This is a genomic window from Bacillus sp. SIMBA_005 (genome assembly GCF_046535585.1).
GTDB classification, from domain to species: Bacteria; Bacillota; Bacilli; order Bacillales; family Bacillaceae; genus Bacillus; species Bacillus pumilus.
The window spans coordinates 346,398-368,519 of record NZ_JAWRWI010000004.1 but is presented as its reverse complement, the minus strand read 5'-3'; the positions used below and the strand labels follow the sequence as shown (position 1 = coordinate 368,519).

Genomic DNA, 22,122 nt, shown 5'->3' with positions numbered 1-22,122 from the left:
AGACATGCCGCAGTTTTTTATGAATAAAAGATTAATGTTGCTCCTTGTCTGTGTCATCGTACTGGTGGCCATGATTGGTTTTTCAGTGAAAAGCGGCAGAGGTGCTTCATGGCCGGAAAAATTAGTGGGGGATACGACAGGCTTTTTTCAAGGTGTCTTTCATAAACCATCACAATTTATTGCCGGTATTTATGGAAATGTTCAAGACTTAAAGAACACATACGATGAAAACGAACGTCTTCGAAAAAAACTTGATGGACAAACCCAATATGAGGCGAAACTTCAAGAACTAGAAGACGAGAACAAAAAGCTTCGCAAGCAGCTCGGATATGTGAACTCTATTCGTGATTATACGCCAATTCTATCAACGGTTATCGCGAGAAACCCGTCCCTTTGGGATAGCTTTGTGATGATTGATAAAGGAAAAAAACAAGGCGTTGACAAAGATATGGCGGTCACAAATGAGAGTGGTGCGTTAATTGGGAAGATTGAAAGTGATAAGCTCAACAATTTTACTTCGACTGTAAGGTTGCTAAGCTCTACTGACCAAAATAATAGAATTTCAACGAAAATTTTTGCGAAAAAGGGCAAAGAAGAACTCAACGGAATTATTAACGGCTATGACAGTAAGAAAAAAATGCTGACAATGAATATTCTGAAATCTGATGCAGATGGAGATGTCAAAAAAGGAGATCTTGTTGAAACATCTGGAGCAGGGGGCGTATTCCCTCAAGGCTTGACGATTGGTAAGGTAAGTGAAATCGAGCCAGATCATTACGGCCTGACAAAAATCATTTATGTAGAACCAGCGGCTGAACTCAACAATTTAGACCGCGTGATTGTGGTGAATCGCAGCTCAAGTACGGGAGATGCATCTGAATTGACGAAGGAGGAAGGCTCGTGAGACGTGTCCTTCTTGCTTTCGTCATGTTGTTTATCTTCGTATTTGACAGTATTTTTGTCGATCTAGTGAAGCTCCCATTTGTTTCAGACAATCAAATTTTAGCTCCTCATTTCATCTTACTCGCACTTGTATTTATGACGGCTTTTGTGAATCAAAAATATGGTGTGATTTTCGGTTTTATCTTTGGACTTTTATATGATATTTCGTATACGGGCATACTTGGTGTTCATATGTTTGGCTTTGGAGCGCTCTGCTATTTGCTAGCGAAAGCCTTTAAAGTTTTGCAAACGAATATGTTAGTGGTCGTCTTTCTGTCGATTATTGCTGTTTCCGTGATGGAGTTTTATGTGTACGGCGTTCAAGCGACAATTCAACCAGGGATTATGCCGTTTAATACGTATGTCATCGAACGCTTTATTCCAACGATTCTTTTAAATACTGCTGCGTCTCTCATACTTGTTGTGCCGCTTAGGCTCTTTTTCATCAATATGAAACAAGGACTGATCGACGAATAAAAGCAGGAGTTTGTCCAATTACGGCGAAATGAGTATGTTGTTGAGGTGAGCATCTTGAAAACTCAAAAACAGCAATATGTGACGATAAAAGGTACAAAAAATGGATTAACATTACAGTTAAATGATGACTGTTCGTTTGATGACCTTCTTTCTGGCTTGCGAGAGGTTCTTTTACTTGAGCAATATACAGATGGAAGGGAAGGACATAAGGTTAATGTGCATATTAAGCTTGGTTTTCGGTATTTAACAGAGGATCAGGAAATGCGTTTGACTGAAGCAGTCTCTGAAAATGAACATCTCGTCATTCACTCTATTGAAAGTGACGTCATGTCTACTGAAGAGGCGAGACGATTAAAAGCAGAGGCCGAAATTACCTCTGTAGCGAAAATTGTACGCTCTGGACAGGTACTGTATGTTGAAGGAGATCTCTTATTAATAGGAGATGTCAATCCTGGCGGAACGATTCGTGCAGGGGGAAATATTTTTGTGCTCGGTGCTTTAAAAGGTGTGGCGCATGCTGGATGTAATGGGAATAAACAAGCTGTCATTGCGGCATCTCGTATGATTCCAACACAGCTTCGCATCGCACAAGTGTTTAACCGTGCACCAGATCAAAAAGAAGATGGAAACGAAATGGAATGTGCTTATTTAGATATAGATGGCAACATGATCATTGAACGCCTGCAGCAATTGGCTCATATAAGACCTAATCTGACAAGGCTTGAGGGAGGAATGTGAAATTGGGCGAGGCTATTGTGATTACCTCAGGAAAAGGCGGCGTTGGCAAAACAACAACATCTGCAAACTTAGGCACAGCACTAGCAATTCAAGGGAAAAAAGTGTGTCTAGTTGATACCGATATTGGCCTTCGGAATTTAGATGTCGTGATGGGGCTTGAGAACCGCATTATTTATGATCTAGTCGATGTAGTAGAAGGAAGATGTAAAATTCATCAAGCGCTTGTAAAAGATAAGCGTTTCGAGGATCTTTTATATCTTTTACCCGCTGCTCAAACAAGCGATAAAACGGCTGTAGAGCCAGAGCAGATCAAAGAATTAATTCAATCATTGAAACAAGACTTTGATTATGTCGTCATTGATTGCCCTGCTGGAATTGAGCAAGGCTTTAAAAATGCTGTATCTGGTGCAGATAAGGCAATTGTCGTGACGACGCCTGAGATCTCAGCTGTAAGAGATGCCGACCGTATCATCGGCTTGTTAGAACAAGAAGATATCGAACCACCTCGTTTGATCGTCAACCGTATTCGTACACACATGGCGAAAAGTGGCGATTCAATGGATGTGGATGAAGTTGTCCATCACTTATCGATTGATCTTCTTGGCATTGTTGCTGATGATGATGACGTGATTAAGGCTTCAAACAATGGGGAACCGATTGTCATGGATGCTAAAAATAAAGTCTCGATTGCGTATCGTAATATTGCCCGCCGCGTACTAGGCGAATCTGTTCCACTTCAATCATTTGAAGATGAAAACAAAGGAATGTTTGCTAAGCTGAAAGCATTTTTTGGTGTAAGAGCTTAATAAACAGTCAGGTAAGATGAGACCGATTCGATCAGAATCGGTCTTTTTGTTGCATATCAGATGAGGTCGCCACATAAAATGTACAAACTGTTTGTATGTAAAGGGTGATCTCATGAAAAGTGTGGACGAGTACCGAAAGAAAATCGCGCAGCGCCGCAAAACGAAGCAGTCAGCTGCTCCATCTAAGAAGACGACTTTCAAGAAAAAAGAGGATATCCCTCCATGGGTCATGCTGACAGAGGAAGAAAAGCATTCAGGGTCGTCTTCCTTTGAATCGTCGTCTCATCAGCCGAAGAAATATCAGCATCCGCTATTTAACCCCAATGCCTTTGTGCTGAAATGTTTATTATCTGCATCCCTTGTGTTGATTACAGCCATTTCGTTTAAAGGTCAGGCAGGGCCGTTTCAGCAGCTGAAGCCGATCATTACGCAGACCTTTGAGCAAGATTTTCAATTTGCTGCTGCTAATCGCTGGTTTGAGAAAACAGTTGGAAACCCCCTTGCCTTTTTAACGGGCAAAAAGGAAGACCAAAAAGATGTACAAGCGAACCAAGAACTGGCTGTACCTGCTTCTGGAAAAGTGCAGGAATCCTTTACGCAAAACGGAGCAGGTGTCAAAGTCGAAACATCGGCTGAAGCGATTGACAGCATGAAGGAAGGCTATGTAGTAGAAGTGAAAAAGAAAAGTGACACAGGTCTGACAGTGGTCGTGCAGCATGCAGATAACAGCTATAGCTGGTACGGTCAATTAAAGAAAGCCGATGTGGCCTTATACGATTTTGTCGATAAGGGTGAGAAAATTGGCCAGATCTCACTCGATGATCAAGGAAAGGGCACATATTACTTTGCCATTAAGCAGAATGAACAGTTTATCGACCCTATTCAGGTGATGACCTTTGAATAGATGGATGGTCATGCTGACGAAAATTCACATTCATCCGCTGCTGTGGATTGTGATGGCGTTTGCGATTCTCTCTGGTCAAATCAAGCCGCTGCTTTGTCTGCTCATTATCGTCTTTGTCCATGAGCTTGGACATGCAGCGGCTGCTTGCTATTATCATTGGCGCATTCGGCGGATTTTTCTACTCCCGTTTGGCGGAGCGGTAGAAGTAGAAGAGCATGGGAACCGCCCGCTAAAGGAAGAGCTGGCGGTCATTTTATGCGGGCCGCTTCAGCATGTACCGCTCCAGCTTATGGCATGGTTTTTCATGGAAGCTTCTTTTATTTCACACGACATTTTTACGATGTTCACTTTTTATAATATGGCAATTTTCCTTGTGAATCTTTTGCCGATTTGGCCGCTAGATGGCGGAAAATTATTCTTTTTGCTCTTATCAGCATATTACCCTTTCCAACGAGCACATGCTCTTACCATAAAAGGCTCCCTTGTCTTTTTCAGTCTATTGACAGTCGGATTACTTTTGTTTGCGCCGCTTCAATTCAACGGCTGGGTGCTGCTCACTTTTTTAGCCTATTCACTCGTGATGGAGCACCGGCAGCGGCATTATGTCAGGGTCCGCTTTTTACTAGAACGCTATTACGGTAAAAAAGAGCAAAAGGTAGAAAAGCTGATTCCGCTGAGAGCGAGCGCTGAGGAAAAAGTATATGAAGTCATGGCGCGATTTCAAAGAGGCTGTAAGCATCCGATTATTATTGAAAGAGATGGCGTGAAAATGAGCCAGCTTGACGAAAATGAACTGCTTCATGCATATTTTTCAGATCGAAGAACTACCTCCTCCATGGAAGAGCTTCTTTTGCCGTACTAGTGATGAAAATACGTTGACATTCTGCGTCTAATTTGATATATTTTTTAATGTTATGGATATGTAGCACCCGTGCTACAACCGCGCGAAGCAGGTGTAAAGAGCCTAAGGCCCCCTGTATTCGGCGAGTCTGAGTTTATTAGGAGGTGCAGAGATGTACGCAATTATCGAAACTGGTGGTAAACAAGTAAAAGTTGAAGAAGGTCAAACTGTTTATGTTGAAAAACTAGCTGCTGAAGCAGGTGAAACAGTAACTTTTGAAAACGTATTGTTTGTCGGCGGAGACACTGTCAAAGTGGGTAACCCTTCAGTTGCTGGAGCAACAGTAACGGCTAAAGTTGAAAAACAAGGTCGCGGTAAGAAAATTACTGTGTTCAAGTACAAACCGAAGAAAAACAACCACAAGAAACAAGGTCATCGTCAACCTTACACTAAAGTTGTTATCGAAAAAATCAACGCTTAAGGCGTGTGAGTGATATGATCAAAGCAACCATTACTCGGTCGGCAGCAGATGAAAGCATTACGTCTTTTCAGATGACTGGACATGCCGAGTTTGCTGAAAAAGGTCAGGATCTCGTTTGTGCAGGAGTATCTGCTGTTGTTTTCGGCTCAGTCAATTCAATTATTGCACTGACAGGATTGGACCCTCTGCTCGATATTGGTGAGGAAGGTGGCTATTTCTCTTTTGAATTGCCAGCTGATACAGATCCAGTATCCTTTGAAAAAGCCCAGTTGCTTTTAGAAGGCATGGTCGTTTCCTTAGAAACAATTGAACGAGATTATCACGATTATGTGAGAATATCTACAAAAAAATAGGAGGTGAACTTCATGCTTAGATTAGATCTTCAATTTTTCGCATCTAAAAAAGGGGTAGGTTCTACAAAGAACGGACGTGACTCTGAGTCTAAACGTTTAGGCGCTAAACGTGCTGATGGTCAATTCGTAACTGGTGGTTCTATCCTTTATCGTCAACGTGGAACGAAAATCTATCCAGGTGAAAACGTTGGACGCGGAGGCGACGACACTCTTTTCGCTAAAATCGACGGAACAGTTAAATTCGAACGTTTCGGTCGTGACCGTAAAAAAGTGAGCGTATATCCTGCGGCACAATAATTGCTAAAAACTCCGGTCATTGACTGGAGTTTTTTTCACTTTTTACAAGTAGTATCGAAGATGAAAAAGAAGATGCACTCCATCAATATCAAAGAACGTTTGCTGACTTTGCCTCATTTTCTCCTATAGATCAGAAAAAACAACCTTTCCTCACATAACTAGTGTTTTTCTATGCTGTCTTCTCTGTTATAATTCAGGGAGACATAGTGATGATAAGACTCCTAAAAGAGAGACCAAACGATTGGGAGTGCGATAATGGAAGAGATATCAAGTAAACAAAACGAAAAATTAACTCACGTTGCATTAACAAATGAATTGATCTATCTGCTCAGTCGTTCAAGACATGACTGGATGAATAAATTGCAGCTGATCAAGGGCAACTTGACATTAGAAAAATATGACCGTGTGTTTGAAATTATAGAAGAAATGGTCATTGAAGCACAGCATGAATCCAAACTCTCAAATTTAAAAATTCCCCAATTGGCCTATTACTTTCTAACATTTAATTGGGAGTCGCATTTTATCACCCTAGAATATGAAGTGCTTGGTGAAACCCGAGACTTATCAGCATATGAATCGCAGCTGCTATCGGTATCACAGGAGTTGTTTTCGATATTCGATCAATCAGTTTGCCAAAAAACTGAAAATCATTTAACGGTCACGTTCCAAACAGATCATGAAGAGAATGATGTGGTCTTATATTTTGATTTCAAAGGAAAATTAACAAGTTTGGATGCGTTAAATGCGTTTCATGACGCAAACTATCCATGTATGAGTGTAGTTCAATTTCATGTGACAAGTCATGAGTCGATGATTGAGCTTTGTTTGAGGCAAGAATGAGATATGTGATGCAGAGAAACGGAGGAAGTTATGTTTGTAGATCAGGTTAAAGTGTATGTTAAAGGTGGTGACGGCGGAAACGGTATGGTGGCGTTCCGTCGTGAAAAATATGTGCCAAAAGGCGGGCCGGCTGGCGGCGACGGTGGAAATGGCGCAGATGTGGTATTTGAAGTAGACGAAGGACTCAGAACATTGATGGACTTTCGTTATAAGCGTCATTTTAAGGCGGATCGCGGCGAGCACGGAATGAGTAAAAACCAGCATGGCCGAAATGCGGAAGAAATGATTGTCAAAGTTCCGCCCGGTACGGTTGTGACGGATGCAGAGACGGAACAAGTACTCGCTGACTTAACAGAGCATGGACAGCGGGCTGTCATTGCAAAAGGCGGACGTGGTGGACGTGGAAATTCACGTTTCGCAACACCGGCAAACCCTGCACCACAGCTTTCTGAAAATGGCGAGCCGGGTAAAGAACGTGACGTCATCTTAGAATTAAAAGTACTTGCAGATGTTGGACTTGTTGGTTTCCCAAGTGTTGGGAAGTCGACACTGCTTTCAATTGTCTCTTCAGCGAAGCCGAAAATTGCGGATTATCATTTTACAACGCTTGTGCCGAACCTAGGGGTTGTCGAAACAGATGATAATCGAAGCTTCGTCATGGCGGATCTGCCAGGACTGATCGAAGGCGCGCATGAAGGCGTTGGCTTAGGTCATCAATTTTTACGCCACATTGAGCGGACACGTGTCATTGTCCATGTCATTGATATGTCAGCACTTGAAGGACGTGACCCGTACGAAGATTATGTGACGATTAATGAAGAGCTTGAGCAGTACAATATGAGATTGACTGAGCGTCCACAAATCATTGTAGCGAACAAAATGGACATGCCAGATGCAGCTGACAATCTAGCGGCATTTAAAGAAAAATTAACGGATGACTATAAAGTGTTCCCAATTAGTGCGATTACAAGAGAAGGGCTTCGTGAGCTTTTATTTGAAATCGCTAATCAGCTTGAAACAACACCGGAATTCCCGCTTTATAATGAAGAGGAACTGTCTGATAACCGCGTGATGTACAGGTTTGATGAGGGAGATGCACCATTTGAGATCACAAGAGATCCTGACGGTACATTTGTCATAACGGGTAAAGCACTTGAGCGGCTGTTTAAGATGACAGATTTCTCAAGAGATGAGTCCGTGAAACGATTCTCTAGACAGCTGCGCGGAATGGGCGTTGATGATGCCTTGCGTGAGCGTGGTGCACAAGACGGTGACATCATTCGCCTGCTTGAATTTGAATTTGAATTTATTGATTGATCAAAAGGAGGGTCCAGTCCATGGGCTCTCCCGTTTTTAAAAGGGGAGAAAACAGGTGAAAGAAGAAACGTTCTATTTAGTAAGAGAGGATGTCCTTCCAGATGCGATGCGGAAAACGCTTGAAGTCAAAAAGCTTCTCGATCGCAAAAAAGCGGATTCAGTTGCCGATGCTGTTCAACAAGCGGATTTAAGCCGCAGTGCTTTTTATAAATACAGAGATGCTGTTTTTCCATTTTATACGATGGTGAAAGAGCAGATCATCACATTGTTTTTCCACCTTGAGGATCGGTCTGGGGCTCTGTCAAGACTGCTGCAAATTGTGGCTGACTCTGGCTGTAATGTGCTATCCATTCACCAAACGATTCCGCTGCAAGGAAGAGCGAATGTCACCCTATCCATTAGCACGGCTGGTATGGCAGATGATATCAATACAGTCATGAATCAATTAAGAAAACTTGAATTTGTCGAAAAAGTTGAAATTCTAGGTTCTGGGGCGTAAAAGGAGAGATCATAGCAGATGAAGCAATTAACTGTAGGTTATTTTGGACCAGAGGCAACATTTACTCATTTGGCCGTATGCTCTTGCTTTCCAGCAGATGCAGTGCAGCGTGCCTATGCAACGATTCCGCAATGTATGGATGCTGTATCAAAAGGCGAAGTCGATTTGGCGGTCGTTCCACTTGAAAATGCACTCGAAGGATCTGTGAACTTAACGATTGATTATTTAATTCATGAAGAAGCGCTGTCCATTGTTGGTGAAATGACAGCACCGATTCGTCAGCATTTGCTTGTCCACCCATCAAGAGCGGAAAGCTGGGAGACATTAGATGTGATCCAATCACATCCGCATGCAATTGCCCAGTGTCATCAATTTCTGAAAAAGAAGTACCCAGATATTCCGCATCGTCCAGTTGAATCAACAGGTTATGCAGCGAAGTATATCAGTGAGCATCCGGATGAGGCTGCTGGGGCGATTGCCAATGAAATTGCCGCACAAACGTATGGTTTAACAATTGCAAAAAAAGATATTCATGATTATCCGCACAATCATACACGCTTTGTTATTTTACATAAAGATCCTAAAGCATCGTTCCCGATGAATGCTGGGTTCTCATCGAAGCCAAAAACGACCATTGTCGTCAGTCTGCCAAAGGATGACCAATCTGGTGCATTGCATCGCGTGTTATCTGCCTTTTCTTGGCGGAATCTCAACTTGTCAAAAATTGAATCTCGTCCAACAAAAACGGGTCTTGGACACTATTTGTTTATTATAGATATAGAAAAAGAAATGGATGAAGTCCTTGTCCCTGGTGCGATTCAGGAATTAGAAGCGATTGGCTGTGAAGTCAAATTGCTCGGCAGCTATCAAACATATGAACTAACGAATGAAAAATAGTGTCCCTTACAGGACACTATTTCAGCGTGTAGACAAACCCTCGCATTCGGTGTCAGTCCTGCGCGCTGGTACTCACGAATGTCAAATTCGCTCCGTGCCAGTGCTCGTCCTTCCTAGACTTCAAAGGTTTTCTATCACGCTGAAAAGAAGACAAAGGGCTAAAATCAAGTATATTTTAGCCCTTTGTCAACAATCTGAAATAGTGTCCCTTACAGGACACTATTTTTTTTAGTCTTTAATTAAAAAGCCAGCTTCATCAAGCGCTTGGATGGCTTGGTCAAGCTGTTTTTGACTGTAAGAAGTGAGTGTATGTAAATGCACGCCGTCTGTTAGTTCTGACAAGTAGGAGGCGCCCGTGTTAGAAATGTGATGAACGAAATCAGCTACTTGCTTGCGAGTGCTGACGCGAATAGAGGCCGTTAGTTCACCGTAAACAGGATGCTCTATGATCACATCTTTTACCGTCACCCCAAAATCTACGATTAAAGTCAGTTCCTCTTCTGTCCGAACAGGATCATGCTTACAGGCGATGATTTGTTCAATTTCTCTTTCTGGCGTATGCTGAGATGCCATATACACATAGCCTTGACTTGTGGCAATAATGGGTTCGTTTTTTGCTTTCAATAGTGAGATATCTTGCACAATTACTTGTCGAGAGACAGCCGCCTTTTTAGCCAAAAAGCTCCCGGTGAGTGGGGTATCTGTTTCTTTCAGCCACTCTAAAATGGCGTTTCTTCTCTCTTCGCCAATGAGTTTCCTCTCTTGCTCCACGTCTTATGCTCCTTTCTTCTCCTTTTGCAATTGTTCAAATGTATGCAAAAGCTGATTGATGTCCTCTTTTGATGACTTCGATCCAAATGATAGTCGAATGAATTGAAAAGCATCACGATCTGATACGTGCAATGCCTTCACAGCCGGGGAAGGATGATGATAACCAGAAGCACATGCGCTTCCAGTCGATATACAAATCCCATGCCGGTTACATGCTAACATTACATATTGTCCTTCAAACCCTTCAAAAAAACAACCAATAATATGAGGCAGCATAAGGCGATTGCTATTGTTGTGAAGTGTACGAACAGGAAGCTGTCTCATTTTCAGCTGCTGAAGAAAATAATCACGAAGCTGCTCATTTTGCCGCTTTTGCTCATCTAGCTTAAGCATCAATTGCTCGCTCGCAGCAGCAAAAGCACCGATACATGGAACGTTCACTGTTCCAAGGCGGAAGCCATTTTCCTGAACTGCACCTGAATATAAAGGCTTCCAAGGAACTTGAGTGCCCATATAGACAGCACCAGCGCCCTTAGGTGCATACACTTTATGGCTAGAGATGGATACAGCATCAACCCCAAGCTCCTTGATGGACACACGAATCTTTCCGAAAGTTTGCACGGCATCTGTATGAAAAAGAATGTGCCTTTCTTTTAAAATGGGTGCTAATTCAGCGAGCGGCTGGATAATTCCTGTTTCTGAATTAGCATGCTGAATAGATACTAGTCCTGTTTCAGGTAATAATGCATTTTTGAGAATGTCCTGAGTGATGATCCCATCTTGATTCGGTTCAATGATTGTGACTTTCACGCCAAGACGCTCTAAGCTTTTAACCGCATGATGAACAGAAGGATGCTCTACAGAAGTTGTGATGACATGCTGCTTGTGTGCTGGCAGACCATTTGCCATCGATTGAATCGCAAGAAGATTGGATTCCGTTCCGCCGCTTGTAAAGTAGATACCGTCTGGTTCGCCCTCAAGAATGGCAGCGATTGATTGTCTGCTGTAGGTCAGTATGTCATTTGCTCTTCCGCCTGCATCATGAAGACTGCTTGCATTCCCGTAGCAATCTTTACTTAGCTGCTGAAAAACATGCAGTGCCTCCTCCGAAACAGGTGTAGAAGCTGCGTAATCTAAATAAACCAATCCATCCATCTCCTATGTGAAAATTTTTTCTTGTATTTATTGTAGTGTTGTGTAATGATATGTGTCAAGACAGGTGTAAATGACAGGAGGGGCAATGGTGTCATCAATTAAAAAAATCATTGTGGTGGGATCAGGTATTGCAGCACTTTCCTTTGCAAAAACCATTTCAGCAAGCTGCGAAGTCATCATGATGACAAAAAAACAATTTTCCTCTAGCAATTCCATGCTTGCACAAGGAGGGATCGCTGCTGCCTTTTCAGCACAAGATTCTGTTCATCAGCATGTACAAGACACATTAGCTGCCGGCTGTGATCACAATGATGAAATGGCGGTACAAGAGATCGTCAGTCTTGGAAAACATATGGTGGAGCAGCTCGTAGAAGAAGGCTGTCCATTTGATCAAACGGAGACGGGCGTGCCGCAATTAGGTAAAGAGGGGGCACATGCGACTCATCGCATTTTGCATGCAGGAGGAGATCAAACAGGCAAAACCCTCGTTCAGTATTTAAAAAATCAGCTTGGCTCACATATTCATTTATATGAATATCACCATGTCATTGATTTACTCGTTCATGAAGGAACCTGCATAGGTGTGGTATGGAAAGATGAGAAAGGTCACGTACATACCATGACCGCAGATGCCGTTGTCTTATCGACAGGCGGCTGCGGCTCCCTTTATGAAACAAACACAAATGACCCTTCTGTAACAGGAGACGGACTGATGATGGCTTATCGAGCCGGTGCACAATTAACTGATCTCGAATTTGTTCAATTTCATCCTACCCTCTTGACGATCGCTGGAAAAGCAGTCGGTCTCGTTTCAGAGGCAGTCCGAGGAGAGGGAGCCTATTTAGAAGATGAAACAGGCAGGAGAATCATGAAAGGCATTCACCCACAAGCTGATTTAGCGCCTAGAGATATCGTCTCTAGAGCTATTTTTCATGAGCAGCAATTAGGTCATGAGCTGTATCTCAATATCAGCGAAATTCCACATTTCTCAGTTCGTTTTCCAGCAATTGCTGGAATGTGTGAGCGGGCAGGTGTTGATATAGCAAGCGGCAGGCTCCCAGTTTCCCCTGGTATGCATTTTTTAATGGGCGGAATCTGCGTGAATGAATATGGAGAAACGACGGTTCCATCTCTTTTTGCTATCGGAGAAGCGGCCTGTACAGGCTTACACGGAGCGAACCGATTGGCGAGTAATTCTCTCTTGGAAGGTCTCGTTTTAGGAAACAAAGCGGCACGGAGAATTGAAGAAATACCTGAACAGAAAAAAACAATCTCCTCTTTCTCAATTCAAGAAATATGGCCTGTGCCAGCGATTTCAGAGGATCAGTTGAGACAATGGATGACGACATATGCCGCAATTGTAAGAGACGAAAAAGGGCTGAAAACCTTGCTTCAAACATTACAGCAAGTCCCTTATCAGCAAATGAATGTGAAGGATATCACAAGTGAACAGATCGAATTAAGCAATCAATGGACATTAGCGATTTGTCTTGTGAAGTCTGCATTACTTCGTACAGAAAGCAGAGGTGGTCATTATCGAATGGATTATCCAAATCGGAATGATGCATTATGGCGGGGTGTGCAAATTGTCCATGAAAAAGGTCACATTCACATGATGAAAAATGAAAGGATCGGTGCTAAATGGAACGTTTACAGTTAAAACAAATGCTGACTCATTTTTTCGCAGAAGATATTGGTTTTGGAGATGTATCAGCTGATGGCATTTTTGGAGAAAAGAAAGGAACAGCCTATATCATCGCAAAACAATCGGGTGTATTAGCAGGTTCTCAAGTCATTGACATAGGGTACCGCCTGCTGAATGAACAGATTGAGGCTGAGTTGTTTTTTGAAGAAGGTGATTGGATTCATTCAGGGGAAGTGCTGGCGAAATTAAAGGGACCAGTCAGCGACTTATTAAAAGGAGAACGGGTCATTTTAAATGTCTTGCAGCGCATGACAGGTATCGCCACTTTAACACATGAAGCAGTGCAGCGATTAGCGGACCCGTCGATTACAATTTGTGATACGAGAAAAACGACGCCCGGCTTGCGTATGTTAGAGAAATACGCTGTGAAAACAGGTGGGGGAAAGAATCATCGCTTTGGCTTATCAGATGGGGTGATGATCAAAGATAATCATATTGCCGCATGCGGCTCTATTCGTGAAGCTGTAGAGAAAGCAAGAGCATATGCCGGTCATATGGTGAAAATTGAAGTAGAAATTGAATCAGAAATGCAGCTAAAGGAAGCCATTGATGCAAAAGCCGATGTCATCATGTTTGACAACTGCTCTCCGGACGAAGTAAAACGTTTTAAACAAATGACGCCGGAGACAATTCTGACTGAGGCTTCAGGAGGCATCACGCTAGAGACATTGCCAAGTTACAGAGGGACAGGTGTCGACCTTATTTCGCTCGGTTTTCTGACACATTCTGCCCCAGCATTTGATTTTAGTATGAATATGGAATTCAGTCATAAAGGGGGAACCACTCATGTCACTGCTTGATGTACTCGCGAATCAACATGCAGCGATGATGCCAGAAGAATATAAACACCGGTCAGTTGATGAGATGGAGCAGCGTGTGGTAGACATTAAACGTGCCTTTGGATCAAAGCTTTTTATACCAGGGCATCATTATCAAAAGGATGAAGTCATCCAATTTGCTGATGCAACAGGAGATTCATTGCAGCTCGCACAAATAGCTGCAGACAATCAGGAAGCGGAGTACATTGTGTTCTGCGGTGTTCACTTCATGGCTGAAACAGCTGATATGCTGTCAAAAAAAAATCAAAAGGTTCTTTTGCCAGATATGAGAGCTGGCTGTTCAATGGCAGATATGGCGAACATGAAACAAACGGATAGAGCATGGGAGCAGCTGACTGATCTGTTTGGGGAGACGATCCTTCCACTTACGTATGTCAACTCAACAGCTGATATTAAAGCATTTGTTGGCAAACATGGCGGAGCAACTGTGACATCATCAAACGCTAAGAAAATGCTGGAGTGGGCGCTCACACAAAAAGAGCGGATTCTGTTTCTCCCTGATCAGCATTTGGGGCGTAATACGGCCTTTGATTTAGGCATTTCACTTGAAGAAATGGCTGTCTGGGATCAAATAGAAGAAAGGCTCATCACCGATCAGCCGCTTTCCCGCATCAAGATGATTTTATGGAAAGGCCACTGCTCTGTCCATGAGAAATTTACGGTGCAAAATATTGAAGAAACGAGAAAAAGAGACCGGAACATTCAAATCCTTGTCCATCCAGAGTGCACCCATGAGGTCGTCAGGGCTTCTGATCTTGCAGGTTCAACGAAATTTATTATTGATACGATCAAGGAAGCACCAGCAGGAAGCAAATGGGCGATTGGAACAGAGATGAATTTGGTCAAGCGGATCATAGATCAGCATCCAGATAAACAAATTGAATCCCTCAATCCGGATATGTGTCCATGTTTGACGATGAATCGGATCGATCTCCCTCATTTGCTATGGTCACTAGAAAGCATAGAGAAAGGTGATCCGGTCGGTTTGATTCAAGTCAATGAAGACACAACAAAAGACGCTTTACTTGCACTGAATAAAATGCTCGCTATTAAATAATAAATCAGCCCCTCCTATCAGAAAACAAGTTTTTATCATATCGGCTTGTAAATAGGCATAAATTTATGGTGAAACATATTGTACTTCTGACATAACCGTTACGTTCACGTTTTGCATAGGAGGGGAAAACGTTGAAAATTCATATTGTGCAAAAAGGAGACTCCCTTTGGAAAATTTCAAAGAAATATGGAGTCGACTTTCAAGAATTGAAAAAACTAAATTCACAGCTCAGTAACCCAGATTTGATCATGCCGGGTATGAAGATCAAGATTCCATCAAGTGGTGTTCCTGTAAAAACAGATCATCACAAAGCAAAAGAAATGCCAAAATCAAAAGAAATGCCAAAACCAAAAGAACATCCGTATGTGAAAGAAAAGCCAAAAGATGTCGTGCAAGTGCAAGATACGAAGCCGAAAGAAAAGCCAAACGAACCTGTACCTTATGTACCGCCAGTGCCAAAGATCGAGCAGCCAGTTTTTCCGCAAGTCGATGTGAACTATTATCAGACCAATCTCTACCAGCCATTTACGCCTCCTCCCAAAAAAGAACATCATGAGAAAAAAGATCACGTTCATGAAAAGAAAGATCATGTTCATGACAAAAAGGATCATAAAGATCATGTTCATGATGGAAATAAGGGGCATAAAGATAACAAGGACCATTTCCATCATGAAAATAAGGGCTATCAAGATAACAAGGACCATTTCCATCATGAAAATAAAGGTCATTTAAAAGATGAAGTGGCAAAGGGATATGATCCGTTTATTCATATTCCGCATCAAAAGGAGGAGGGAAAAGATATGGAGCACAGCAATTACCCAAACCTTCCTAATCTCCCGCAAATGCCGAATGTAGGAGGCGCAGCGGTAGGGGGAATGGCTGAGAATAAGGAACATCATCACCATCACCAGCATCATGACGCATATGATCCTTATTATGGTCATGGGCATTACATGCCGGCAATGTATCCATATCCGCAGCAAATGGTGCCAGCATCGCCAATTTTACCAGGGTCAGGTCTTTGCTATCCTGTCCAGCCATATTATCACCATCACATGATGCCATATCCGTACCCAGCGCAGCCGTATTATCCTGCGTATCAAGCGCCAGCTTATTACGGAGAACATTATGAACATCATGCAAACGACGGGCATCACTGGCACCACCATATGCATCCAAATGCCAATGCCAACGCCAACGTCAATGCGAACGTGAATCAAGGCTTTTATCCAAATGTTTCAAATGAAGCTTATGGCAAGGAAGACTGCGGATGTGATGATGGCATGAAGCAGCATCAGCCGTGGCCAGGACATTACCCGAATCCTGTACCTTATGGCCAAATGGGAGCTTATCCAGCTCAGCCTTATATGCAGCCATATCCAGGTCAATCTGTTTTTGCAAGACCAGAGGAAGACGAAGAAGAGTAATAACAGAAGGAGCGATCTCAATCGTTCCTTTTTTTGTTTATAACTGACAGCTTGATTTTTTCTCAAACTGTACATGCTAAAACAGAGCCTGTTTCGCGCTCATGAGATTGAATTTGTAGAGGGGGTTTTTCGTTTGAGACAAAAATGGCAAAAAACGATCGCATTAGTGCTTCTTCCTATTGGATTAACGGCATGTGGTACAAATGACAATGCAGGTGTAGATACACGTCATAATCAATCAGGTCAGCCAGTCGGATATCATTCGAATAACCGAGCGGATGACAATCACCAAGATCATCAAGGGCCAGTTTCTGAACTCATGGAGGGAATGAACGGTGGGAATACAACGAATGTTGATTATCGCACCCGTCCTCAAGCAGATGATCGAACGCCTCTCGCAGGTGGAGATGGACGCTACAGTCATGGAGATATGAACTATCATAACCAAATGTCGTTCTCTGGCTACGATAAACAAGAGAACGTGCAGCGTTCAAGAAAAATTGCCAATCGCGTCAATAAAATGAACCACGTTGCAGACTCACAGGTGATGGTAACAGATGAAAACGTGTATATTGCCATTAAATCAGATGGACGTCTGACATCAGAGGGCGTATCACAAGTGGAAGAAGCAGCGACTCGTTATGCGGATGGAAGAGCTGTCCAAGTCATTAAAGATGAGGGGGCTTTCACACGCTTTAGAGATATGAGAAGAACACAATTTGAAACAGGTCAAACAGGCATGACTCGATAGTTAGAGAATAAAAAGGCTAAAGTTCCTCAAGAACTTTAGCCTTTTCTTAAAAATAAACCTTAATGCCTATATAGAATTCGTAAAAGAAATAACAGCCAAACCCAAGTAATAAAATACCAGCAATAATGGATGTCCATTTGATCATCGTTCGATTCATCACTTTTCTTGTTAAGGATACAAGGGTGAGAAGACCGATGTCATGAAGGAGAATCCCTGCCAAAATACCGCCTGATGCCAGCATAAATTCAGATGAATCTGTTTTTGTATATGCATCTGCCAGTACAGCTCCGAATACAGAAACCCAGAACACAAGGTTTCCAGGAGAAACCGCAACAAGCAAGCCGTTTCTGTACGTTTTTGCGAAAGATTTATTGACTTTTTCGCCAGCTAAATGGATGTCTTGATCCGCATGCTTAATGGAATCGTATGCGAGAATCATTAAGAAGATAGCTCCGATCAGCCAGAGCGGGATTTGGACAAATGGCAGTGATAAAAACTGAGCAAATCCAGCATATAAAGCCAAAATAAGCAGGAGATCGATGGTCATGCCGCCTGCTCCTACAGTTAAACCATGAAAGAAGCCGTTTTTTAATCCCTGTTTTGTCATTTCAACCGTGATCGCTCCAACTGGCAGAGCAATTGAGAATCCTACGACGATAAATGTGAGAAATGTTTGCAATCGACTAGAACTTCCTTTGAAAAAGTTTGTATAAAAATTCTCCGTTTAGATTAATTATACATAATAGGAGAAAAGGATCAATGATTATTTCAGTTTTTATTTAAACGTTTGGGATGGATGATGTATATAAAGGTGTATATTAAACTCGCTGTATCTCTTTTGTAGTGGAAAGGAACTATTTTCCTAAAACTTCTTTTTTTCATGGCATCTCTATGCTACACTGTTGTGGAAATAAATAAATGTGACTAGGGGTGCCCGCGGCTGGGCTGAGAGAGAAGTATAAGCTTCTTAACCCTTTGGACCTGATCTGGCTCGTACCAGCGTGGGGAAGTTGAAGATGATACATGTGTCATTTATGGATGACATTCATGTTTATTTCTAACGACGAAACCAGGTTCTTTTCATAGAGCCTGGTTTTTTGCTGGTGCTGATTCCATCCTGTCCGGTGACAAGAAGAGAAGGAGAGAACAGCAAATGAAAGAAAAGGAAAATACTCCAACAACTCAATCGTTATTATCAAGCTTTGATGGCAGCCGAAAGGTGTATGAGAAAGGGTCAAGACCTGACATTTTAGTGCCAAAAAGAGAAATTGCCCTCACGCAAACCGTGACGCAGGCGGGAAACATTCAAAATGAACCGATTCGTGTGTACGATACAAGTGGACCTTACACCGATGAGCGTGCCCATATCGATGTGACAAAGGGGCTTAACCGTCTGAGAGCTGCATGGATCGAAGAAAGAGGGGATATAGAAAGGTATGAAGGACGTCATGTAAAACCTGAAGATAACGGATATCGCTCCAAAGAGAAAGCGTCTCATCAACATGTTCATACTGATTTTCATCATGAGCCGCTTCGCGCAAAAAAAGGTGCCTGTGTAACGCAAATGCATTATGCAAAAAAAGGTATTGTAACGCCTGAAATGGAGTTCATCGCGTTAAGAGAAGAGTTAAGCCCTGAGTTCGTGAGAGAGGAAGTAGCGAGCGGAAGAGCCGTCATTCCAGCGAATATTAACCATCCTGAAAGTGAACCGATGATTATCGGAAGGCATTTTCATGTCAAAATCAATGCGAACATTGGCAATTCAGCTGTGACATCATCAATTGATGAGGAAGTTGAAAAAATGACATGGGCGATCAGATGGGGTGCAGACACCATGATGGATCTGTCTACAGGAAAGGACATTCATACAACGAGGGAATGGATCATACGGAATTGCCCGGTCCCAGTAGGAACTGTTCCCATTTATCAGGCGCTTGAAAAAGTGAATGGCGTAGCAGAAGATTTGACGTGGGACGTGTACAGAGACACGTTAATTGAACAAGCAGAGCAAGGAGTAGACTACTTCACGATTCATGCGGGTGTGCGTTTAAGGTATATTCCGCTGACAGTCGATCGAGTGACTGGTATTGTTTCAAGAGGCGGTGCCATTATGGCAAGGTGGTGTCTTGCTCATCATCAAGAGAATTTCCTTTATACCCACTTCGAAGATATTTGTGAGATTATGAAAACGTATGATATTGCCTTTTCACTTGGAGATGGGCTTAGACCAGGATCAATAGCTGATGCCAATGATGAAGCGCAGTTTGCAGAGCTGGAGACGTTAGGTGAATTGACAGAGATCGCTTGGAAACATGATGTTCAGGTGATGATTGAAGGACCTGGACATGTTCCGATGGATAAAATAAAAGAAAATGTGGACAAGCAAATGGAGATTTGCAAAGAGGCACCATTTTATACATTAGGGCCTCTTACAACAGATATTGCTCCGGGATATGATCATATTACATCTGCCATCGGCGCAGCTATGATTGGCTGGTATGGAACAGCGATGCTATGCTATGTGACGCCAAAGGAGCATTTAGGGCTGCCGAACAAAGAAGATGTAAGAGAAGGTGTGATCGCTTATAAAATTGCTGCACACGCTGCTGATCTAGCAAAAGGACATCCTGCTGCTCAAAAGCGCGATGATGCTTTATCGAAAGCAAGGTTTGAATTTAGATGGCGGGACCAATTCAACCTGTCACTTGATCCAGAAAGAGCGATGGCGTTCCATGATGAAACATTGCCTGCTGAAGGCGCTAAGACTGCCCATTTTTGCTCGATGTGCGGACCGAAGTTTTGCAGCATGAAAATTTCCCATGATATTCGCAATCAATCAGAAGAAGTGAAAAAAGAGATGGAGAAGAAGGCGAAGGAGTTTATCAGTCAAGGAAGTCAAATATATTCATCCTAAAAAAGAACCTCGCACGCATGTTGTGCGGGGTTTTATCAGATCGCGGAAAAGGCTTTTCTTAAGAGGTGGAAAAATGCCTTTAATGCAACCCCTATCATGTCCAGACTCGGAATGAGGGCATCTGTTAAATGAAACAAGACTGTTTGTTTTTCTGGTGATGTTCGTTTCTTTTTCCGTTTCATAAAGAAAACCCCCTTTTTAAACAATATACTTCTTTGCAAAGAAGGGGAGATAGAGATGTTGTTTGAATTTAAACAAAATTTAAACTTCTTGTGTTTGAAAGGAAAGAAGGAGGGGAAACGAGTTAAGTAGAGAATGAATGAAAAGAGCCGATCTATTCGGCCAGCTAACAAGAGAGAGTGGAAGGTGATCTTATGATGAAAGTATTTAAGGTAACATTTCATATGAACAATGGGGAAGTGCTTGATTTCGAGCTAAAACGTCCAGCTACCTATGATGTGTATAAGAAAATTGAAGAAGCCAATCATTGGTTTAAGCTGAATAATGAAATCATTAACTTATTAAATGTGAATAGCATCCATGTTGAAACAGATTGACACAGAAAAGCCGCTCGGTAAGAGCGGCTTTCATTATGCAGAAAAATCATTCCGATTATTAAGCTGACCGCGGGACAGCCAGTTCTTTTTATATAAATAAGCAATCACTTCAAGCCATAGACGCGGTGCTTTTTTCGGGAAGAAAGGTTTTTGATAATAAGCGTAAGCGGCTTTTAAGTCATCCCATTGATGGCATGCTTTTGTTTGTGTGAAACGGGCAACGTCGATGACCCTGACCTGTCCTTCCTTCGTTAAGATCAGATTCCTTAGGTGGATATCGGAAGGGTTCAATCCTTTCTCGCGTGCTTCTTCTAGCGCATCATCGACTTGTTCAATCATTTGTTTTTTAATAGGAATCCCTTTTGTGAGGCATTCATAGAATGTATATCCTTTAATATATTCCATTAAAATATACTGATCCCCAGATTCATAAATCTCAGGGTAGTAAGACGAACCAGAGAGTTTTTCATAAATAGCGGCTTCTTTGCGGGCAATATGCTGATAAGAAGGGAAAAAGACTTTTAACGCCATTTTCTTGCCGTTTTTTTTGTATGAAAAGACATAGGCACTTCTTCCTTTGCCGCACAGCTCAAGCTCTGCCGGTTTAAAGGCAAGCTTATGAAGACGTTTATCCTCATGATACTGAATCAATTCGGCTAATTTTTTGACTTCTGACATTGACTTCACCTTCTTTGGTTTCAGTTTATGCGGCTGAAAAACGAATGATGAAAAAACCGAGCATTCGATAAAGCAATGGATTGTATAAAACATACCATTTACGAATGAAGGATACAACGAAAGACTCTTCCCATATATTCATGTCATCCATTTGGTTAATGTTTAGAAAAATGGGTCAAACTACATATGTCATGCATCGATCTCATGTTTTAAAGAGGTGTAAATAGTGAAAGTGAAGATGAAATGTTTCGTTACAGGACTTATCATGACAAGTGTGCTTTTTTTCGCTGCGGATATGGAAGGAAAAGAACACTTGCAAAAGCAGTCAAACTCGATCACCGTGCAGCTTGAAAAAGTCTATCTAGACGGAGATGTGAGTATTGAAAGACACCGTGCATCATTAGAAGACAAAGACACATTCTGGTCGCAGTATAAAGGCTGGACGCTAGTAGAACAGAAAGAGGATTTTGCGCTTTTTAGAAAGCAAATTGATGATATCTCTCCATTAAGCAAAGCAAATGGATATATCGGATTATCAGAGGACGGTGTCATTTCTACATTTCATGGAAGGCCTGACGGCTGGGCGGAGCCCATTCATCTCTTTTTTCAAATTGATACGTCCCGTTTAGAAAGTCATGTGGAGGAGCAGCTTGAGCAAGGCATTCCTTTTCGAACAAAGGATGAATTTGAGCATGTGCTTGAAGTCATGAAGCCTTACCGAAATGAAATATCGTTTTAAAGCGTATAACAGCTTGCTGGTGTGAAGGCCGCAAGCTGTTTTTCGTGGTGTCATCGTAAAAATGGATTGAGCGAACGTATGTTAACTTTTATTGCGGTTTTCTTCTCGATTTATGTTACAATGAAGAACAGTCAAAG

Annotated in this window: 26 protein-coding genes, 1 riboswitch and 1 other annotated feature; of the genes, 21 read left to right on the top strand and 5 right to left on the bottom strand. The window is 42.3% G+C overall.

Annotation, left to right across the window (positions count from 1 at the left end; translation table 11 throughout):
• Positions 1–4: 4 nt before the first annotated feature.
• The 13 genes from mreC to pheA all read left to right on the top strand — a co-directional run bounded on the left by mreC (position 5) and on the right by pheA (position 9,392).
• Positions 5–904 (top strand): rod shape-determining protein MreC, encoded by a 900-nt coding sequence (mreC, locus tag SB660_RS09200; protein WP_058014537.1) that lies wholly within the window; start codon positions 5–7, stop codon positions 902–904.
• Positions 901–1,419, top strand: a complete 519-nt coding sequence (gene mreD / locus SB660_RS09195) for a rod shape-determining protein MreD (protein WP_034661648.1) — start codon at positions 901–903, stop codon at positions 1,417–1,419. The genes mreC and mreD overlap by 4 nt, the downstream gene beginning before the upstream one ends.
• A 54-nt stretch (positions 1,420–1,473) precedes the next feature.
• Positions 1,474–2,157, top strand: coding sequence for a septum site-determining protein MinC (gene minC / locus SB660_RS09190; protein ID WP_034661644.1), 684 nt, complete (start codon positions 1,474–1,476; stop codon positions 2,155–2,157).
• 2 nt (positions 2,158–2,159) lie between these two features.
• Complete coding sequence (minD, locus tag SB660_RS09185) at positions 2,160–2,963, top strand: septum site-determining protein MinD (RefSeq protein ID WP_003216504.1); 804 nt, start codon at positions 2,160–2,162, stop codon at positions 2,961–2,963.
• 112 nt (positions 2,964–3,075) lie between these two features.
• Positions 3,076–3,867: a M23 family metallopeptidase gene (locus tag SB660_RS09180; RefSeq protein WP_061408822.1), complete on the top strand. Its 792-nt coding sequence runs from the start codon at positions 3,076–3,078 to the stop codon at positions 3,865–3,867.
• Positions 3,860–4,729, top strand: a complete 870-nt coding sequence (locus SB660_RS09175) for a M50 family metallopeptidase (protein ID WP_410582229.1) — start codon at positions 3,860–3,862, stop codon at positions 4,727–4,729. Before SB660_RS09180 ends, SB660_RS09175 begins: the two co-directional genes overlap by 8 nt.
• Before the next feature lie 66 nt (positions 4,730–4,795).
• Positions 4,796–4,868 (top strand) — a sequence feature (ribosomal protein L21 leader region).
• A gap of 12 nt (positions 4,869–4,880) precedes the next feature.
• On the top strand, positions 4,881–5,189 hold the full coding sequence (gene rplU, locus SB660_RS09170; RefSeq protein ID WP_003216781.1) for a 50S ribosomal protein L21: 309 nt from the start codon (positions 4,881–4,883) through the stop codon (positions 5,187–5,189).
• A 14-nt stretch (positions 5,190–5,203) separates the two neighbouring features.
• The gene (locus SB660_RS09165) at positions 5,204–5,542 is read left to right on the top strand and encodes a ribosomal-processing cysteine protease Prp (RefSeq protein ID WP_003216478.1); all 339 of its coding nucleotides are present in this window, start codon (positions 5,204–5,206) and stop codon (positions 5,540–5,542) included.
• 12 nt (positions 5,543–5,554) lie between these two features.
• Positions 5,555–5,839 carry a 50S ribosomal protein L27 gene (rpmA, locus tag SB660_RS09160; protein WP_003216586.1) on the top strand — a complete coding sequence of 95 codons (285 nt, stop codon included), beginning with the start codon at positions 5,555–5,557 and terminating at the stop codon, positions 5,837–5,839.
• 255 nt (positions 5,840–6,094) lie between these two features.
• Positions 6,095–6,679 carry a sporulation initiation phosphotransferase B gene (locus tag SB660_RS09155; RefSeq protein WP_058014541.1) on the top strand — a complete coding sequence of 195 codons (585 nt, stop codon included), beginning with the start codon at positions 6,095–6,097 and terminating at the stop codon, positions 6,677–6,679.
• 30 nt (positions 6,680–6,709) lie between these two features.
• On the top strand, positions 6,710–7,996 hold the full coding sequence (gene obgE, locus SB660_RS09150; RefSeq protein ID WP_012010757.1) for a GTPase ObgE: 1,287 nt from the start codon (positions 6,710–6,712) through the stop codon (positions 7,994–7,996).
• 55 nt (positions 7,997–8,051) lie between these two features.
• Positions 8,052–8,495 carry an ACT domain-containing protein gene (locus SB660_RS09145; protein ID WP_003216269.1) on the top strand — a complete coding sequence of 148 codons (444 nt, stop codon included), beginning with the start codon at positions 8,052–8,054 and terminating at the stop codon, positions 8,493–8,495.
• A gap of 18 nt (positions 8,496–8,513) precedes the next feature.
• Positions 8,514–9,392, top strand: a complete 879-nt coding sequence (gene pheA / locus SB660_RS09140) for a prephenate dehydratase (protein ID WP_410582225.1) — start codon at positions 8,514–8,516, stop codon at positions 9,390–9,392.
• Positions 9,393–9,620: 228 nt separating this feature from the next.
• Here pheA and SB660_RS09135 read toward each other — a convergent pair whose 3' ends face one another.
• Both SB660_RS09135 and SB660_RS09130 read right to left on the bottom strand, forming a co-directional pair.
• A complete protein-coding gene (locus SB660_RS09135; protein ID WP_058014543.1) occupies positions 9,621–10,163 on the bottom strand; it encodes a transcription repressor NadR in 543 nt (180 codons plus the stop codon).
• Between the two features lie 3 nt (positions 10,164–10,166).
• Positions 10,167–11,309 (bottom strand): IscS subfamily cysteine desulfurase, encoded by a 1,143-nt coding sequence (locus tag SB660_RS09130; RefSeq protein WP_410582223.1) that lies wholly within the window; start codon positions 11,307–11,309, stop codon positions 10,167–10,169.
• A gap of 94 nt (positions 11,310–11,403) precedes the next feature.
• Between SB660_RS09130 and nadB the strand changes: the two genes are divergently transcribed.
• The 5 genes from nadB (at position 11,404) to SB660_RS09105 (ending at position 17,097) form a co-directional block, all read left to right on the top strand.
• Entirely contained in the window at positions 11,404–12,978 is a 1,575-nt protein-coding gene (gene nadB / locus SB660_RS09125) for an L-aspartate oxidase (protein ID WP_410582221.1), read from the top strand.
• Entirely contained in the window at positions 12,960–13,823 is an 864-nt protein-coding gene (gene nadC, locus SB660_RS09120) for a carboxylating nicotinate-nucleotide diphosphorylase (RefSeq protein ID WP_410582219.1), read from the top strand. Before nadB ends, nadC begins: the two co-directional genes overlap by 19 nt.
• Positions 13,810–14,919, top strand: coding sequence for a quinolinate synthase NadA (nadA, locus tag SB660_RS09115; protein WP_410582217.1), 1,110 nt, complete (start codon positions 13,810–13,812; stop codon positions 14,917–14,919). Before nadC ends, nadA begins: the two co-directional genes overlap by 14 nt.
• Positions 14,920–15,050: 131 nt before the next feature.
• Entirely contained in the window at positions 15,051–16,346 is a 1,296-nt protein-coding gene (gene safA / locus SB660_RS09110) for a SafA/ExsA family spore coat assembly protein (protein WP_410582215.1), read from the top strand.
• 133 nt (positions 16,347–16,479) lie between these two features.
• Positions 16,480–17,097, top strand: coding sequence for a YhcN/YlaJ family sporulation lipoprotein (locus SB660_RS09105; protein WP_058014548.1), 618 nt, complete (start codon positions 16,480–16,482; stop codon positions 17,095–17,097).
• Between the two features lie 46 nt (positions 17,098–17,143).
• On the opposite strand, the gene SB660_RS09100 is transcribed toward SB660_RS09105, so the two are convergent.
• On the bottom strand, positions 17,144–17,776 hold the full coding sequence (locus SB660_RS09100) for a LysE family transporter (RefSeq protein ID WP_410582213.1): 633 nt from the start codon (positions 17,774–17,776) through the stop codon (positions 17,144–17,146).
• A gap of 237 nt (positions 17,777–18,013) precedes the next feature.
• Positions 18,014–18,122: riboswitch (TPP riboswitch) on the top strand.
• 128 nt (positions 18,123–18,250) lie between these two features.
• Between SB660_RS09100 and thiC the strand changes: the two genes are divergently transcribed.
• Positions 18,251–20,011, top strand: coding sequence for a phosphomethylpyrimidine synthase ThiC (thiC, locus tag SB660_RS09095; RefSeq protein ID WP_061408803.1), 1,761 nt, complete (start codon positions 18,251–18,253; stop codon positions 20,009–20,011).
• A gap of 35 nt (positions 20,012–20,046) precedes the next feature.
• On the opposite strand, the gene SB660_RS09090 is transcribed toward thiC, so the two are convergent.
• Positions 20,047–20,193 carry a hypothetical protein gene (locus SB660_RS09090; protein ID WP_180310435.1) on the bottom strand — a complete coding sequence of 49 codons (147 nt, stop codon included), beginning with the start codon at positions 20,191–20,193 and terminating at the stop codon, positions 20,047–20,049.
• Positions 20,194–20,385: 192 nt separating this feature from the next.
• Here SB660_RS09090 and SB660_RS09085 point away from each other — a divergent pair, with 192 nt between their 5' ends.
• Positions 20,386–20,568 (top strand): hypothetical protein, encoded by a 183-nt coding sequence (locus SB660_RS09085; RefSeq protein WP_003216799.1) that lies wholly within the window; start codon positions 20,386–20,388, stop codon positions 20,566–20,568.
• Between the two features lie 33 nt (positions 20,569–20,601).
• Here the strand turns inward: SB660_RS09085 and SB660_RS09080 are convergent, their stop codons facing one another.
• Positions 20,602–21,246: a protein kinase family protein gene (locus tag SB660_RS09080; RefSeq protein ID WP_410582210.1), complete on the bottom strand. Its 645-nt coding sequence runs from the start codon at positions 21,244–21,246 to the stop codon at positions 20,602–20,604.
• Positions 21,247–21,484: 238 nt separating this feature from the next.
• On the opposite strand from SB660_RS09080, the gene SB660_RS09075 reads away from it, so the two are divergent.
• On the top strand, positions 21,485–21,985 hold the full coding sequence (locus tag SB660_RS09075; RefSeq protein ID WP_176372696.1) for an intercompartmental signaling factor BofC: 501 nt from the start codon (positions 21,485–21,487) through the stop codon (positions 21,983–21,985).
• Positions 21,986–22,122: the final 137 nt, after the last annotated feature.